At 62.2% G+C, this 14,781-nt stretch carries 18 protein-coding genes; 12 read left to right on the forward strand and 6 right to left on the reverse strand.

The features are described 5' to 3' along the window. The 8 genes from V8J83_RS14665 to rimM all read left to right on the forward strand — a co-directional run bounded on the left by V8J83_RS14665 (position 1) and on the right by rimM (position 5,406). On the forward strand, positions 1-582 hold the full coding sequence (locus tag V8J83_RS14665) for an FMN-dependent NADH-azoreductase (protein WP_339987179.1): 582 nt from the start codon (positions 1-3) through the stop codon (positions 580-582). Next, positions 579-935: a DoxX family protein gene (locus V8J83_RS14670; RefSeq protein WP_339987180.1), complete on the forward strand. Its 357-nt coding sequence runs from the start codon at positions 579-581 to the stop codon at positions 933-935. The genes V8J83_RS14665 and V8J83_RS14670 overlap by 4 nt, the downstream gene beginning before the upstream one ends. 59 nt (positions 936-994) lie before the next feature. Next, the gene (locus V8J83_RS14675; protein WP_339987181.1) at positions 995-1,507 is read left to right on the forward strand and encodes a hypothetical protein; all 513 of its coding nucleotides are present in this window, start codon (positions 995-997) and stop codon (positions 1,505-1,507) included. Positions 1,508-1,707: 200 nt separating this feature from the next. Continuing rightward, the gene (gene ffh, locus V8J83_RS14680) at positions 1,708-3,204 is read left to right on the forward strand and encodes a signal recognition particle protein (RefSeq protein ID WP_339987182.1); all 1,497 of its coding nucleotides are present in this window, start codon (positions 1,708-1,710) and stop codon (positions 3,202-3,204) included. A 160-nt stretch (positions 3,205-3,364) separates the two neighbouring features. Then, positions 3,365-3,904 (forward strand): GNAT family N-acetyltransferase, encoded by a 540-nt coding sequence (locus V8J83_RS14685; protein ID WP_339987183.1) that lies wholly within the window; start codon positions 3,365-3,367, stop codon positions 3,902-3,904. A gap of 112 nt (positions 3,905-4,016) precedes the next feature. After that, positions 4,017-4,316, forward strand: coding sequence for a chorismate mutase (locus tag V8J83_RS14690; protein WP_339987184.1), 300 nt, complete (start codon positions 4,017-4,019; stop codon positions 4,314-4,316). 40 nt (positions 4,317-4,356) lie between these two features. Continuing rightward, positions 4,357-4,788, forward strand: coding sequence for a 30S ribosomal protein S16 (gene rpsP, locus V8J83_RS14695; protein WP_339987185.1), 432 nt, complete (start codon positions 4,357-4,359; stop codon positions 4,786-4,788). Positions 4,789-4,869: 81 nt separating this feature from the next. Beyond that, complete coding sequence (rimM, locus tag V8J83_RS14700) at positions 4,870-5,406, forward strand: ribosome maturation factor RimM (protein ID WP_339987186.1); 537 nt, start codon at positions 4,870-4,872, stop codon at positions 5,404-5,406. A 76-nt stretch (positions 5,407-5,482) separates the two neighbouring features. On the opposite strand, the gene V8J83_RS14705 is transcribed toward rimM, so the two are convergent. Together V8J83_RS14705 and V8J83_RS14710 are read right to left on the reverse strand one after the other, a co-directional pair. Continuing rightward, on the reverse strand, positions 5,483-6,244 hold the full coding sequence (locus V8J83_RS14705; RefSeq protein ID WP_339987187.1) for an ABC transporter permease: 762 nt from the start codon (positions 6,242-6,244) through the stop codon (positions 5,483-5,485). Continuing rightward, on the reverse strand, positions 6,241-7,176 hold the full coding sequence (locus V8J83_RS14710) for an ABC transporter ATP-binding protein (protein WP_339987188.1): 936 nt from the start codon (positions 7,174-7,176) through the stop codon (positions 6,241-6,243). Before V8J83_RS14710 ends, V8J83_RS14705 begins: the two co-directional genes overlap by 4 nt. A gap of 153 nt (positions 7,177-7,329) precedes the next feature. Here V8J83_RS14710 and trmD point away from each other — a divergent pair, with 153 nt between their 5' ends. From trmD to rpmE, 3 genes are all read left to right on the forward strand, one after another. Further along, entirely contained in the window at positions 7,330-8,136 is an 807-nt protein-coding gene (trmD, locus tag V8J83_RS14715) for a tRNA (guanosine(37)-N1)-methyltransferase TrmD (protein ID WP_339987189.1), read from the forward strand. Between the two features lie 247 nt (positions 8,137-8,383). After that, complete coding sequence (gene rplS, locus V8J83_RS14720) at positions 8,384-8,767, forward strand: 50S ribosomal protein L19 (protein ID WP_339987190.1); 384 nt, start codon at positions 8,384-8,386, stop codon at positions 8,765-8,767. Positions 8,768-8,779: 12 nt separating this feature from the next. After that, entirely contained in the window at positions 8,780-9,001 is a 222-nt protein-coding gene (gene rpmE, locus V8J83_RS14725; RefSeq protein WP_339987191.1) for a 50S ribosomal protein L31, read from the forward strand. 179 nt (positions 9,002-9,180) lie between these two features. Here the strand turns inward: rpmE and V8J83_RS14730 are convergent, their stop codons facing one another. Then, positions 9,181-10,464: a tetratricopeptide repeat protein gene (locus V8J83_RS14730; RefSeq protein WP_339987192.1), complete on the reverse strand. Its 1,284-nt coding sequence runs from the start codon at positions 10,462-10,464 to the stop codon at positions 9,181-9,183. Between the two features lie 189 nt (positions 10,465-10,653). On the opposite strand from V8J83_RS14730, the gene V8J83_RS14735 reads away from it, so the two are divergent. After that, a complete protein-coding gene (locus tag V8J83_RS14735) occupies positions 10,654-11,463 on the forward strand; it encodes a division plane positioning ATPase MipZ (protein WP_339987193.1) in 810 nt (269 codons plus the stop codon). A gap of 190 nt (positions 11,464-11,653) precedes the next feature. Here V8J83_RS14735 and V8J83_RS14740 read toward each other — a convergent pair whose 3' ends face one another. The 3 genes from V8J83_RS14740 to V8J83_RS14750 are packed head-to-tail and all read right to left on the reverse strand — an operon-like array spanning position 11,654 to position 14,667. Continuing rightward, positions 11,654-12,667 carry a cytochrome d ubiquinol oxidase subunit II gene (locus V8J83_RS14740; RefSeq protein WP_339987194.1) on the reverse strand — a complete coding sequence of 338 codons (1,014 nt, stop codon included), beginning with the start codon at positions 12,665-12,667 and terminating at the stop codon, positions 11,654-11,656. 6 nt (positions 12,668-12,673) lie between these two features. Beyond that, positions 12,674-14,110, reverse strand: coding sequence for a cytochrome ubiquinol oxidase subunit I (locus V8J83_RS14745; RefSeq protein ID WP_339987195.1), 1,437 nt, complete (start codon positions 14,108-14,110; stop codon positions 12,674-12,676). Then, the gene (locus V8J83_RS14750; RefSeq protein ID WP_339987196.1) at positions 14,110-14,667 is read right to left on the reverse strand and encodes a GbsR/MarR family transcriptional regulator; all 558 of its coding nucleotides are present in this window, start codon (positions 14,665-14,667) and stop codon (positions 14,110-14,112) included. Before V8J83_RS14750 ends, V8J83_RS14745 begins: the two co-directional genes overlap by 1 nt. Between the last annotated feature and the right edge of the window lie 114 nt (positions 14,668-14,781).

Below are 14,781 nucleotides of genomic sequence, written 5' to 3' on the forward strand. Positions count from 1 at the left end.
ATGACCGATACCATCCTGCGCATCGACGCCTCCGCCCGCCGCGACGGCTCTGTATCTCGCGATCTCACCGATAAGGTGATCGACCGCCTTGCTCCGAACCGGACCATCACCCGCGACCTCGCCGATGGCCTGCCCCTGATCGACGAAACCTGGGTCGGGGCCAATTTTACCCCCGCCGATCAACGCACACCCGCGCAGGCCGAGAAACTCGCCCTGTCGGACACGTTGATTACCGAGATCACATCCGCCGACACGTTGGTCATCGGCCTTCCGATCTACAATTTCGGCGTGCCCGCCGCGCTGAAGGCCTGGATCGACCAGGTCGCGCGCGCCGGTGTAACCTTCCAATACACCGAGACCGGCCCGAAAGGCCTGCTGTCGGGCAAACGCGCCATCGTGGTCGTTGCCTCCGGCGGCACCGAAGCCGGGTCCGAGATCGACTTCGCCACCGGCTACATCCGCCATGTCCTCGGCTTCATCGGCATCCATGACGTCACGCTTGTCACCGCCGACCGCCTGATGGTCGATGCCGATGCGGCCCTGTCGAGCGCTGCGGCCCAGGTCGAGGCATTGGCGGCATGAAAACCAAATACCTCACCCTCGCCGCGAAGGCCTTGCTGACACTGGCGTTTTTGGCCGCCGGTGTCGCCAAGCTCGCAGGGGCAGAGATGATGGTCGGCACGTTCGACGCCATCGGCTGGGGCCAATGGTTCCGCTACGTGACAGGCGCGATCGAAGTGAGCGCGGCAATCGTGTTGTGGGTGCCCGGCAAACAGGTGATCGGTGCGGCGCTTCTGCTGGCCACGATGATCTGCGCGGTGGGCTTTCACGTCTTGGTGCTTGGTCCTTCGGCCCTGCCCGCCGCCGTTCTTGGCGTGTTGGCCGCCTTCGTCCTCTATCGGCACCGCGACCAGATTTCGGGCCAATCCTCTTGATCCACCGGCTCCGGTCGCGCAATTTTTGCGGGGCCGGGGTTTCGTGCTACCCTCTTCCCATGCGTATGATCACAACCGCTCTGCTCCTCGGTTTGGCCGCTCCTGCGACGGCCCAGACCTGCACGCTCGACTTCACCATCGAGGTCACCCAGGGCGTCGGCTTCATCGCCCCCGGCACGCAACTGCCCGGCTCTGCGGAATTCACCACCGACGGGCGCACCTTCCGGCAGGAAGGCGGCACCATGGCCCATTACGCCACCGGGCGAATGTCCATCGGCGACGGAATATCGGGCCGGGTCTGGACGCTGATTGCCACCTCGCGCGGGTCTGCGGCGGATCTGATCGGGATCTATGCCTATGATGTCGAAGGCCTGAGCTTCGCCGGACAAACCTTCGACGGGCCCATGGCGCTCACGCTTTTTGGCGAGGCCGGCACCCGCCCGACCACCGCGCCGCCGCTCACCCAGGCCGAATGGGACGATATGAGCCTGCGCCGCTCCTTCACCCTGCATGCCGATGCCGACATGCTGGCCGGTGACGTCGTGGACCTGACCGCGACCTGTTCCAGCTAGGTTTGACAGCCCAACGGAATCCGCCTACACGCTGCCCTCAATAGCCGGAAAGCCCTAGCTTCCCGGTCCCGCGCGCGTTCGTAGGATCGCCCCCCGTCAGCGAGTTTCGCCCACGGGGGCCATATGCGTTTGGGACTTGGGAAACCGGGCCATGCCCCCCACGTTGGGGGCATCCGGCAACGTGAGAAGGGGCCACGCCCATGTTTGAAAACCTGTCCGAACGCCTTTCCGGCGTCTTCGACCGCCTCACCAAGCAAGGCGCGCTCAGCGAGGACGACGTCCGCACCGCCATGCGCGAAGTGCGCGTGGCCCTCCTCGAGGCCGACGTCTCCCTTCCCGTGGCCCGCGCCTTCATCAAAGCGGTCGAGAAAAAGGCCACCGGCGCTGCCGTCACCAAATCCGTGACCCCCGGTCAGCAGGTCGTCAAGATTGTCCATGACGAGCTGATCGCGACGCTGACCGGCGATAGCGATCCCGGCAAACTGAAAATCGACAACCCGCCCGCCCCGATCCTGATGGTCGGCCTGCAAGGCTCGGGCAAGACAACCACCACCGCCAAACTCGCCAAGCGCCTCAAGGACCGCGAGGGCAAGAAGGTGCTGATGGCGTCGCTCGACACCAACCGCCCCGCCGCCATGGAACAGCTCGCCATCCTCGGCACGCAGATCGGCGTCGACACGTTGCCCATCGTGCCTGGCGAAGACCCGGTGCAGATCGCCAAACGCGCCAAGACCCAGGCCGGCCTCGCGGGCTACGATGTCTATATGCTCGACACCGCCGGGCGTCTGCACATTGACGCCGAACTGATCGCGCAGGCCGCCGCCGTGCGTGACGTCGCGCAGCCTCGCGAAACGCTCCTCGTTGTCGATGGCCTCACCGGTCAGGACGCGGTCAACGTCGCCACCGAGTTCGACGACAAGATCGGCGTCTCGGGCGTGGTGCTGACCCGGATGGACGGCGATGGCCGTGGCGGTGCGGCGCTTTCCATGCGCCAGATCACCGGCAAACCGATCCGCTTCGTCGGCCTCGGCGAAAAGATGGACGCGATCGAGACGTTCGAACCCGAGCGAATCGCGGGCCGTATCCTGGGCATGGGCGACATCGTGGCGCTTGTCGAAAAGGCGCAGGAAACCCTTGAGGCCGAACAGGCCGAGCGCATGATGAAGCGCTTCCAGAAGGGCATGTTCAACATGAATGACCTGCGCTCGCAGCTGGAACAGATGCAGAAGATGGGCGGCATGCAAGGCATGATGGGGATGATGCCCGGCATGCAGAAAATGTCGAAACAGATCGAAGACGCGGGCTTTGACGACACCATGGTCAAACGCCAGATCGCCCTGATCAATTCCATGACCAAACGCGAACGCGCCAACCCAGGCCTCCTGCAGGCCTCGCGCAAGAAGCGCATCGCCAAAGGCGCGGGCCAGGAGGTCGCCGATCTCAACAAGCTCCTGAAGATGCAGCGGCAGATGGCCGACGCCATGAAAAAGCTCGGCAAGATGGGCAAGAAGGGGATGATGAAGGGCGGCCTCGGCGCGCTCATGGGCAAGGGCGGTATGGGTGGCATGCCAGGCGGAATGCCCGGCGGTCTGCCCGCGGGCATGGACCCCTCCAAAATGGATCCTGCCGCTTTGGAACAGGCAATGAAGGGCATGGGCGGTGGCTTGCCCGGCCTCGGCGGCGACAAGAAGAAATGATGTCCGGCGGCGATCATATCGGATCTCGCGCGACAGGCCACGCGGTGCGCAGCTTGGGGCACATCCCCGAGGGCTTGCACATCCGTGCGTCGCTCACAGGTTTATCCACCGATTCCGGGCGCATCACTTGCACAATTTCCGCCTTGTGGAGGGACTGCATATGATCCCCCGTCTTGTGGATATCCCCCCGCTAGAGACCGAGCGCCTGATCCTGCGCGCCCCCGAAGCGCGCGATTTCGACGTGCTCGCCCCCTTCGTCATGTCCGACCGCGCCAGCTTCATTGGCGGCGGCTCCGACAAGGACGCGACCGACGCCTGGCGCGTCCTGGCGATCCTCTCGGGCCACTGGCATCTGCGGGGCTACGGCGTCTACGTGCTGCAACCCAAGGGCTCCGCCAAAGCCATCGGCTCCATGGGTCCATGGAACCCCGAAGGCTGGCCCGAACCGGAACTCAGCTGGACGATCTGGGACGCCGAGGCCGAAGGCAAGGGCTACGCGTTTGAAGCCATGACCGAGATCCGCCGCTACGCCTACGACGTGCTTGGATGGGACACCGCCGTCAGCTACATCGACGCCGCCAATGCGCGCTCCATCGCGCTGGCCGAGCGAATGGGCTGCGTAATCGACACCGCCGCCTCCGGCCCGCATTCCGACGACGTCGTCTACCGCCACCCCTCCTTCGCAGAGGTGCTGGCATGAACAGCTTCCCAGCGCTTTGCGACCGGCACGCATCAGCATCGCGATGCACTACAGAAAAACTACAAAAAAACTACAGAAAAATGCAGGCGGTTTTCGCCGCGCCGGAGGCCCCATGACCCAAGACGCCATCACGCGCGCGGCGCAGGTTCTGGCCGGCCACCGCGACAGCATCGACCGCCTCGATGCCATCCTGATCTACACGCTTGGGGAACGCTTCAAGCACACCCAGGCCGTCGGTCACCTCAAGGCCGAACACGACCTTCCGCCCTCCGATCCGGCCCGCGAGGCCACCCAGATCGCGCGGCTCGAAGACCTGGCGAAACGGGCCGATCTGGACCCGGAATTCGCCAAGAAATTCCTACGTTTCGTGATCGACGAAGTCATTCGCCATCATGAGAAACACCAATCCTAAGGCAGCTGCCTTATTCAGCCAATTCAAGGAGTTATCACTCATGGCAATGAAAATCAGACTGGCCCGCGGCGGCTCCAAGAAGCGCCCCTTCTACCGCATCGTGGCCGCCGACAGCCGGATGCCCCGCGACGGCCGTTTCATCGAGAAGCTCGGCACCTATAACCCACTCCTGCCCAAGGACAGCGAAGAGCGCGTGAAGATGGATATGGAGCGTGTGCAGCACTGGCTCGACAAGGGCGCACAGCCCACCGACCGCGTGAGCCGCTTCCTTGAGGCCGCCGGTGTGCTTGAGAAAAAAGAGCGCGCCAACATGCAAAAGGCTCAGCCCGGCAAGAAGGCCGTCGAGCGCGCCGAAGAAAAGGCCGCCAAAGCCGCAGCAGCCGAAGAAGCCGCCAAAGCCCCCGCCCCCGAAGAAGCCCCCGCCGAAGAGGCTCCGGCTGAAGAGGCGGCGGCTGAAGAAACCACTGAATAATCAGTGTTTTGCAGGGGCCCGCCGGATCGGCGGGCCCCTCACAAATCCCTACGATCCGCCCCTTCGCAAACGAGTATCGCCATGGCCAAATCCGACCACATCTGCGTCGGCGCCATCATGGGCGCCTTCGGTGTCCGCGGCGAAGTTCGCGTCAAGAGCTTCTGCTCTGAGCCCTCTGACATCGCCTCCTACGGCCCCCTCTCCACCGAGGACGGCGCCACCACCTACAAGATTTCCCTGACACGCCCCGTCAAGACCGGATACGCGGTCAAACTGTCAGGCGTGCAGACCAAGGAACAGGCCGACGCGCTCAAAGGCACCCGCCTCTACGCGCCGCGCACAGCCCTGCCAAACCTGCCCGACGATGAATTTTATCACACGGACCTGATCGGCCTGACGGTCATGGATACCGGCGGCGAAACCATCGGCAAGATTGCCGCCGTCCTCAACCACGGTGCAGGCGATCTGCTAGAAGTTCGGGGCAAAGGTTTCATCAAAGGCGTCTTGATCCCCTTCACAGCCGAGATTGTCCCGACCATCGACCTGACCTCGGGCCGCGCGATCGTCGACCCGCCCGACGGCTTGCTTGATGATCCCAAGGCAACACCGCCCGACTGAGCGCGCGGGCCTGACTTCTTGCCAAACGCCCCGGGCGAGCCTGCAGGACAGGGGCAGCGCCCTCACCCCGACCCGATCATGCGCGAATGCGCCATCCGGTCTTGAAGATCCAACCAATCGTCAGGATGCAAGCACCCGTAAAGCCCAGGATCGCCACCAACGACCACCCCAGCGCCACGTCCGCCAACCCGAAGAAACTCCAGCGGAAGCCGGAAATAAGGTAAACAACCGGATTGAAGAGGCTGATGGTCTGCCATGCCTCAGGCAGCATTGTGATCGAATAAAACGCCCCTCCGAGAAACACCAACGGCGTGACCGCCAGAAGTGGGATCAACTGCAATTGTTCGAAATTCTGCGCCCAGATTCCGATGATGAAGCCAAACAAGCTGAACGACAGGCAGGTCAACACCAAGAACGTCAGCATCCAGACAGGGTGCAAGATCTGCAGTTCCACAAAGAAGAATGCCGTCACAAGGATGATCACTCCGATCATGAAACTCTTCGTGGCCGCTGCCAAAACATAGCCCGCCGTGATCTCCAGAAAGCTCGCCGGAGCAGAAAGCAATTCGTAGATCGTGCCGATGAATTTCGGGAAGTAGATCCCGAACGACGCGTTTGAAATCGACTGCGTCAGCACGGTCAACATGATCAGGCCCGGCACGATGAAGGCGCCATAGCTGACCCCTTCCACCTGGTCGATCCGGCTTCCGATGGCGGTGCCGAACACGATGAAATAGAGCGACGTCGATAGCACCGGCGAGATGATGGATTGCGCGATGGTCCGAAACGTCCGGGCCATTTCAAACCGGTAGATCGCGCGAATGGCTTGCAGGTTCATTGATCTGCCCCCTCTTGCACCAGCCCCACGAAAATCTCTTCAAGGCTCGATTGCTTGGTTTCCACATCCGCCACCTGCACACCGGCCTCCTGCAACGCACTCAGAAGCCGGACAATTCCGGTCCGCTCCGCGCGCGTGTCGTAATGGTAGATCAACCGCGTGCCACCGTCGCACAGGAGCAGGTCCCGATCCGCCAAAGTGGCCGGGATCGCGGACAGAGGCGCGGCAAGATCGATCCGCAACTCCTTCTGGCCCATCCGCGCCAACAGGTCGCCCTTCTCTTCCACCAGAAGGATGCGGCCCTTGTTGATCACCCCAACCCGGTCGGCCATCGCTTCGGCTTCTTCGATATAGTGCGTCGTCAGGATGATCGTCACACCACTTTCCTGCAGGCGGCGCACGACCTCCCACATGTCGCGGCGCAGCTCCACATCCACACCTGCCGAGGGCTCATCAAGGAAAAGAACCCGAGGCTCATGGCTCAACGCTTTGGCGATCAGGACCCGCCGCTTCATGCCCCCCGACAATTCGCGGATCGCATTGTCCTTCTTGTCCCACAACGACAGGTCGCGCAGGATCGCCTCGATCTTGGCCTCATCGGGGGGCTTGCCGAACAGCCCACGCGAAAACCGCACCGTGTTGATCACCTTCTCAAACGGTTCCAGGTTGATCTCCTGCGGCACCAATCCGATCAGCTTGCGCGCTTCGCGATAGGCGGTCTGGGTGTCATACCCACCCACCGATACGGCGCCCGATGTCGGTTGCACGATGCCGCAAATCGCCGAGATCAGCGTGGTCTTGCCGGCGCCGTTCGGCCCCAGCAGCGCTAGGATCTCGCCCTCCATGATGTCCAGCGACACGGCATCCAGCGCCGTGAAGCCGCCATCATAGGTTTTGGTCAATTGATCGACCTTCAGGATCGGGGCGTTCATCATGTCTCTCCTTGAACGCGCACAGCTATTGCGTTGTCCGCCCGGCGACAAGGCGCGGACCCGCAGGACACCTCTGCATTTGCGAACATCCCGACGGATCGGCCGGGTCATCGTGGCGTTGCTCCCGTCGCCCGGCGCGCGTAGACCCGGCTCATGAGCGAAAAAACCGCAAAATCGCATGGCCGCCTCAGCCAATCCGTCAGCCTGCAACCCCGCGCGCTGATGACCGACCGCCCGCGCCTGAAGGGGGCGTGGACGGCCAAGGTGCTGACGCTCTTCCCCGAGACATTTCCCGGCGTCCTCGGCGCCTCGCTGACGGGCAAGGCCCTCAAAGACGGGCTCTGGGCGCTGGAGCCCATAGGTCTGCGCACCTTCGGCACCGGTAAGCATCGGCAGGTCGACGACACGCCCGCCGGGGGCGGCGCGGGTCTGGTGATGAAGCCTGACGTCATGGGCCGCGCGCTTGATATGGCGCTGGCCGGTACGCCCTCCGACCCCGCCAAATGGCCACGTGTTTACCTTAGCCCGCGCGGCAAACCTTTCGATCAACGCGACGCCGAACGCTTTGCCGGGGCGGAGGGAATCACGCTGATCTGCGGACGTTTCGAGGGCCTCGATCAAAGGGTGATCGACCACTACGACCTCGAAGAAATCTCCATCGGTGACTACGTCCTGACCGGTGGTGAACTGGCCGCGCAGGTCCTTCTGGATGCCACTGTCCGCCTGATCCCCGGCGTTCTCGGCAACGCGGCCTCCACGCAGGATGAAAGCTTCCAGAACGACCTGCTGGAACATCCGCAATACACCAAGCCCGCCTCTTGGCGCGGTCACGAGATTCCACCCGTCCTGCTGTCCGGTGACCACGGCGCAGTGGACACATGGCGGCGCGAGCAGGCCGAGGCACTGACCCGTATCAGGCGACCTGATTTGTGGGGCAAATATCAACGCACCAAGGGTTGATCGCCGCGGCGCGCGCCCTTATACGCCGTCTATCCGGGGTCGGAATCGGCCATCCGGATCATGGGGTTTTGCCTGGTCGAACTTTCGAGGCCCATCATAGGCGGCACCAAAGACAAGCAAACGCACGCGCGTATCTCTGGCGGGCGCCCCCGAATGGGAACAAGGCGGACCCGGTCGAAGACCAGAGCTCTGCCGCGATACGAAACCTCCGCGGGCAAACCGTGGGCATCATGAAGGAGCGTATCAGATGGACCTGATCGCACAGATCGAGGCGGAACAAGTCGCCGCCCTCGGGAAAGACATTCCCGATTTCAAAGCCGGTGATACCGTTCGCGTGGGCTTCCGCGTCACGGAAGGCACCCGCACCCGTATCCAGAATTTCGAGGGCGTCTGCATCGCACGCAAGAACGGTGACGGCATTGCCGGATCTTTCACCGTGCGCAAGATCTCCTCGGGCGAGGGCGTGGAGCGCGTGTTCCCCCTGCACTCGACCAACATCGACAGCATCGCCGTCGTGCGCCGTGGCCGTGTGCGCCGGGCGAAGCTCTACTATCTGCGCGCCCGTCGCGGTAAGTCCGCACGTATCGCCGAAGATACCACCTACAAGCCGCGCAAAAGCGCCGAAGCGTAAGGAGATACGGATATGAAAAAGGATCTGCATCCCGAATACCACGTGATCAACGTGAAGATGACCAACGGCGACGTGGTCGAAATGCGCTCGTCCTGGGGCGCGGAAGGCGACACGCTGTCGCTCGACATCGACCCCACAGTGCACCCGGCTTGGACCGGCGGCGGCGCGCGCCTGCTCGACACCGGCGGCCGCGTGTCGAAGTTCAAGAAAAAGTACGAAGGTCTGGGCTTCTAAGCCAAGCTACCTTCCGCACGATTGCATACGCCGCCCTCGCACGGGGCGGCGTTTTGCGTTCCCCGGGCCAGCTTTGCTCGCTGAAAATGCAACAACCAAACGCTCGCAACAGGCATGCCACCCGACCCTCTCACGCCCAAACGCAAACGGTAAAGTCGCAACTCTGGGCACGCCGGACCTCAAGCGTATCCCGCCAGTGGCGCCGCCTCCGCAAACACAGGCCGTCGCGTCGCTGCAGCGCGCTTCGCTTCGTCTTTCCGCCCCAGCCGCAGCAGGCACAGCATCCACGTCAGTTCCAGCAAATCCCGCTGCGCCCGGCTGCCGCCAAACCGCGCATGATCCGCCATCACTGGCGTCAGCGCGTGAAGCGCACCTTCCCAATCCTGCCGCGCCACGGCCTGCCAGCCGCGCGCCACCGGACGCACCAGATCTGCCGCGAACCCGCCAGACGCCTCGGCCAGCTTCGCCAAGGCCTCTCCATCGCCCGCCATCGCATGGGCCAACGCCGCATGCATATCCGCAAAGCTTTGCCCCGGGTTGGCGAACCGTTCGGTGGCATAGGCGCTGACCGCCTGCCACCGCTCCGGTTCAATGGTCTGACCAGCCAGTTCCGCGCGCCAAAGCAGTGCCGCCGCATCCGTCAACACGTTGATCGGAAGCGCTGACCCGGGCCCCGTCCCTGGCCCGATACCCCCGTCGTACCAGCGCCAAAAGGCCGTCATATCCCCTTGCTCCAACGCCCAAAGAGCGGCGTGCCATGACAGATGCCCATGCAGCAAACCGCGCGCGTCATACCCCGTCATCCAATCGTCCAGATACGTCCGGCCCGCTGCCGTCTCGCCCATCTCGTATAGGGCATGCGCCTTGAAATGGCTTGCATTCGCGTTGCCGTCATACAACTCCAATGACCGCTCCATCACCTCCAGCGCTCGGTCCGGTCGCCCGTTCTCACACAAGGATTGCGCATGGACCGACAGAAACCACCAATCCTCCCCATAGGCCGGCGCGAGCGCGGACGTATAGGCCAGCATCTCTGCCTCCCGTCCCGCGCAGCCCGAAAACCCGATTAGGCCAAAGACCTGACAATTCAACTGCGCCACAAGCGGATCGCGCGGCCAGTCGCGGACGTGCAGGTGCACTGCGGCGCGCGCCTCAACCGGTTTGCCCGACATCAGCAACACGTAGATATGGATATGCGAGCGCTCCCGGTCGCTCAGCCCATGGCTCCGCGCTGCGGCTCGATCGACCGCAGCCCGCGCACCGCCCATGTCATTGGCATACATCAATGCCCGCGCATGCCCGATGTGACCCAGTGCAAACTCCGGATCCAAGTCCACTGCGCGCGCCATCGCCTCCACACCGCCGAAGGTATTGGCAAGAATATGGTCCACACCCTCGACATAGGCCTGTCCAGCCTCAGCCGATTGCGTGCTTAGCGGATTGTCATACCTATCATGATGCATGATCGCCCTCCCAGGTGCGGGAAAACCGTCGCACAGGCCGCACGATTCGGTCCACTGCAACGGCTTTCGCCTTAACAGGCGGCGCAGCTCTCGCTATAGTATGTACCAATACCTCGTGCCCCTGAATTGGTGGGCGCCAAGATATTGCGACAACGCGCAGAGAACGCAGGCACAAGGCGGGACAGGCAAATGGCACATATTATCGTGCTCGGGAACGAAAAGGGTGGCTCAGGCAAATCCACCACGGCCATGCATATCGCAACCGCTTTGGCTCGGATGGGCCATGTGGTTGGTGGTCTCGACCTCGATCTGCGTCAACGCAGTTTCCACCGGTATCTGCAAAACCGCGAAGCCACGATCAAACGCAAGGGCATGGACGCAGCCTGCCCACTTGTCCTTGATCTTCCGGATCTCTCTGCGGACGACATCGGCGAAGGCGAGAACATCTATGACCGTCGCCTGTCCGCCGCAGTGGCGCACCATGAGGACAGCTGCGATTTCATCGTCATCGATTGCCCCGGTAGTCACACACGCCTGAGCCAAGTCGCCCATTCGCTCGCGGATACGCTGGTCACCCCGCTCAACGACAGCTTCGTCGACTTCGACCTGCTCGCGAAGATCGACGGCGAAACCTATGAACTCAAAGGCCCCTCGGTCTATTCCGAGATGGTCTGGCATGCCCGCCAATTGCGCGCCAAGGCAGGTCTACAGCCCACCGATTGGATCGTGGTCCGCAACCGCCTGCCGTCCCAGCAGATGCACAACAAACGTAAAATCGGCAAAGCACTTGAAGAGCTCGCCAAACGGATTGGGTTCCGTGTCGCGCCGGGCTTTTCCGAACGCGTGATCTTCCGCGAAATGTTCCCGTCCGGCATGACCCTGCTGGACCTGCGCGATCTCGGCGTCGAGCGGCTGAACATTTCCAATGTCGCGGCCCGGCAAGAGGTGCGCGACCTGATCAGCTCCCTCAATCTGCCCGGTGTCAGCGTCGATTTCTGATCTGCACAGCATCGCTCGGACCGCTACCATAACCCCGGCCCTGCTTCCTTGTTTCAAAAATACTCCGGGGGGCGTCCAATGGACGGGGGGCAGAGCCCCCGCGTCCAGCGGCCAAGCCGATGGACCCGAGGGGCGCGAGGCAAGAACCTTGCAGGCCCCGCCTGCGCTATCGGATCAGAGGCGCGGCGTCTCAATCATAGCGCAGTGTCGTCGCCTTGCCCCGGAAGATGTAATATGCCAGCACCGAATATCCCGCGATGGTCGGCACCACGAAACACGCGCCCACGAAGATGATGAAGAGGCTCTCCGGCGCGGCAGCCGCGTCATAGATCGTCAACTGTTCCGGCACGACGTAGGGATAGAAGCTGTAGGCCAATCCGATATAAGCCAGCGCGAAAATTGAGGTGCTCACGGCAAACGGCAGCCACGACCGCGCGTCCCCTTCAAACGGCATGCGCCGGATCATCCGCCACAGCCACACCACGAGAACCAACGACAGGATCGGGATGGGCGCGAGATAAAGCGCATTCGGAAAATCCAGCCATCGGTCGAAGATCCGCGTCGAGACCAGCGGCGTCGCCAATGACACCGCCCCGATCCCGATGATGATCCCCCAAAGGCTCTCCTTCGCCCATTGCACGGATTTCAGCTGTAGGGCGCCATCTGACTTGTGGATCAGCCAGGTCGCTCCGATGAAACTATAGCCCACCGCAAGAGCCACCGCCGTCAGCGCGCCGAAAGCGTAGGTCGCCAGCGTCTGTTCGAGGCCCATGATGTAGAGGCCCAACATGAACCCCTGGCTGAGCGCCGTCAGGGTCGAGCCGATAAAGAACAGATTGTTCCAAAGCTTCTTGTGCTTGGCATGCGCTTTTGCACGGAACTCAAAGGCAACACCGCGCAGGATAAGGCCGATCAGCATGATAAAGACCGGTAGATACAGCGCCGTCAGGATCATGCCATGCGCACTCGGAAACGCCACCAGAAGCAGCCCGACTGCCAACACGAGCCAGGTCTCGTTTGCGTCCCAGAACGGCCCGATGGAACCAATCATCTTATCCTGTTCGGCCGCATCGGCGAGGGGAAAGAGGATCCCCACGCCTAGGTCAAAGCCATCGAGCACCACATAGACGAGGATGGAGAACCCCATCAGGGACGCAAAAGCCCAAGGCAGCCATTCGGCGGGGTTGGCAAAATCAGGAAACATGCGCGCTTACTCCGCCGGGCTCAGCGCAGCCACCTGCGCCTTGCCGGAATGGTCCATATCAATCGCCCGGCCATCATCGCCCCGCGCCGCTTTACGCGTCAGGTAGACGATCACGCTGATATAGGCGAACAGCAAGGCGCCATAGGCGACCAGGTAGCCAATCAACGTGCCCGCAACCATACCCGCCGGCACTTGGGCAACGGCCTCGGCGGTGGTTACGACACCGTTCACCAGCCAGGGCTGACGCCCGATCTCGGTCGTGTACCACCCCGCCAACGTGGCAACCCAGCCACTGAATGCCATCGGCACCAGCGCAATCAGGAACAGCTTCGGCAGTCCCTCCACGGCCAGCCAATGGCGCGTATCCGATGCCTCGTGCATGTGTCGACGACGCCACATCACGAAAACCGCAAGCCACGAGAGGGCCAGCATCGCCATTCCTGTGCCCACCATCACGCGGAAGCTCCAGAACACGGGCGCCACCGGCGGATGCATTACCGTGCCATCCTCGGCTACGTATTCGTTCAGGCCCGTCACTTCGCCGTCCCACGAATGGGTCAGGATCAGGGACGCGAGGCCCGGAATGCCGACCTCGGCGTGGTTGGTGCGCGCCTCTTCATCGGGCAGTGCAAACAGCAGCAGCGGCGCGCCGCGCTGCGTCTCCCAGATGCCTTCCATCGCCGCAACTTTCGCGGGCTGGTATTCCTTGGTGTTCAGGCCATGCAAGTCGCCCATGAAGATCTGCACGGGAATCAACATCGCACCCATCACAAGACCAACTTTGAGCATCGTCTTACCCTCGCGCGTGCGGTCCCCCATCAGACGGCGCAGCGCGCTGACACCTGCGATTAGGAAGGCCACCGTCAGGAAACTGGCCAGCATCATGTGGATGAAGCGGTACGGCATCGACGGGTTGAAGATGATCTCCCACCAGCTCGTCGCATAGGCCACGCCATCGATCATCTCGAAGCCCTGCGGCGTGTGCATCCACGAATTCAAGACGATAATCCAGAAGGCCGACATCGTCGTGCCGAACGCCACCAGGAACGTCGCCAGCATGTGAAGCCATCCCGGGACGCGGGAAAAGCCGAACAGCATGATCCCGATGAACACCGCCTCGAGGAAGAAGGCCGTCATCACCTCATAGGCCAACAGCGGCCCGGCGATATTGCCCACGGCCTCCATGAAACCCGGCCAGTTGGTGCCGAACTGGAACGACATCGTGATGCCGCTCACCACGCCCATCGCAAAGGACAGGGCGAAAATCTTCACCCAGAAGCGATAGGCATTCATCCACTTTTCGTCATTGGTCTGCGCAAAGCGCACGCGAAAGAAGAACAACACCCACCCCAAGGCGATCGTGATCGTCGGGAACAGGATGTGGAACGAGATATTGGCCGCGAATTGAATGCGGCTTAGGATCAGGGTGTCGAGGCCTTCCATCATTTCATCTCCTTGCGGCGGCCCAGGCTCAGGGCCCCGCTCGTTTTGTCGATCAAACCGGCGATCTTGCTTCCCAGCGTCATCAGTTTGACCAGGCGTTCGGTCTCCAGCTTCTCCATTTCGTCGTAGAAGCCGGTCATCAATTCGATCATCTCGCGCAGCTCGGCGATCCGGGCCTCGGCGTAATCGTCACCGACAGGTCCCTGCATCTCCATCTCGCGCAGCTTCGTCAGCGTCGGGTCAATTTCGCGCTTCTTGCGCTCCGCAATCAGGATGCGTGTGATTTCCCACATGTCCTCTGGGGTAGTGAAATAGTCCCGTCGGTCGCCCGGGAAATGCTTCATTCGCACAAGATTCCATGACTGCAGCTCTTTGAGCCCCATGGACGTGTTCGACCGGCTTACGCCGAGTCCCTCGGTGATTTGTTCGGCGTTCAGCGGCTCAGACGACAAAAACAGCAGCGCATAGATCTGCCCGACGGTGCGGTTGATCCCCCACCGGCTGCCCATTTCCCCGAAATGCAGGACAAACTCCTGCTGAAGCGGCGTTAATCTCATCTCGAAAACCCTGTTCGCATTGCCCCGTGCGGGACGTCATTTTCGGCTGTATCGCAAGTTTCAGTAATTTCTGAAATTGAGATAATGCTTGCAACCACAAAGGCAAAGGCCGAG

This window comes from Gymnodinialimonas ulvae, assembly GCF_037543845.1.
Taxonomy (GTDB): Bacteria; Pseudomonadota; Alphaproteobacteria; order Rhodobacterales; family Rhodobacteraceae; genus Gymnodinialimonas; species Gymnodinialimonas ulvae.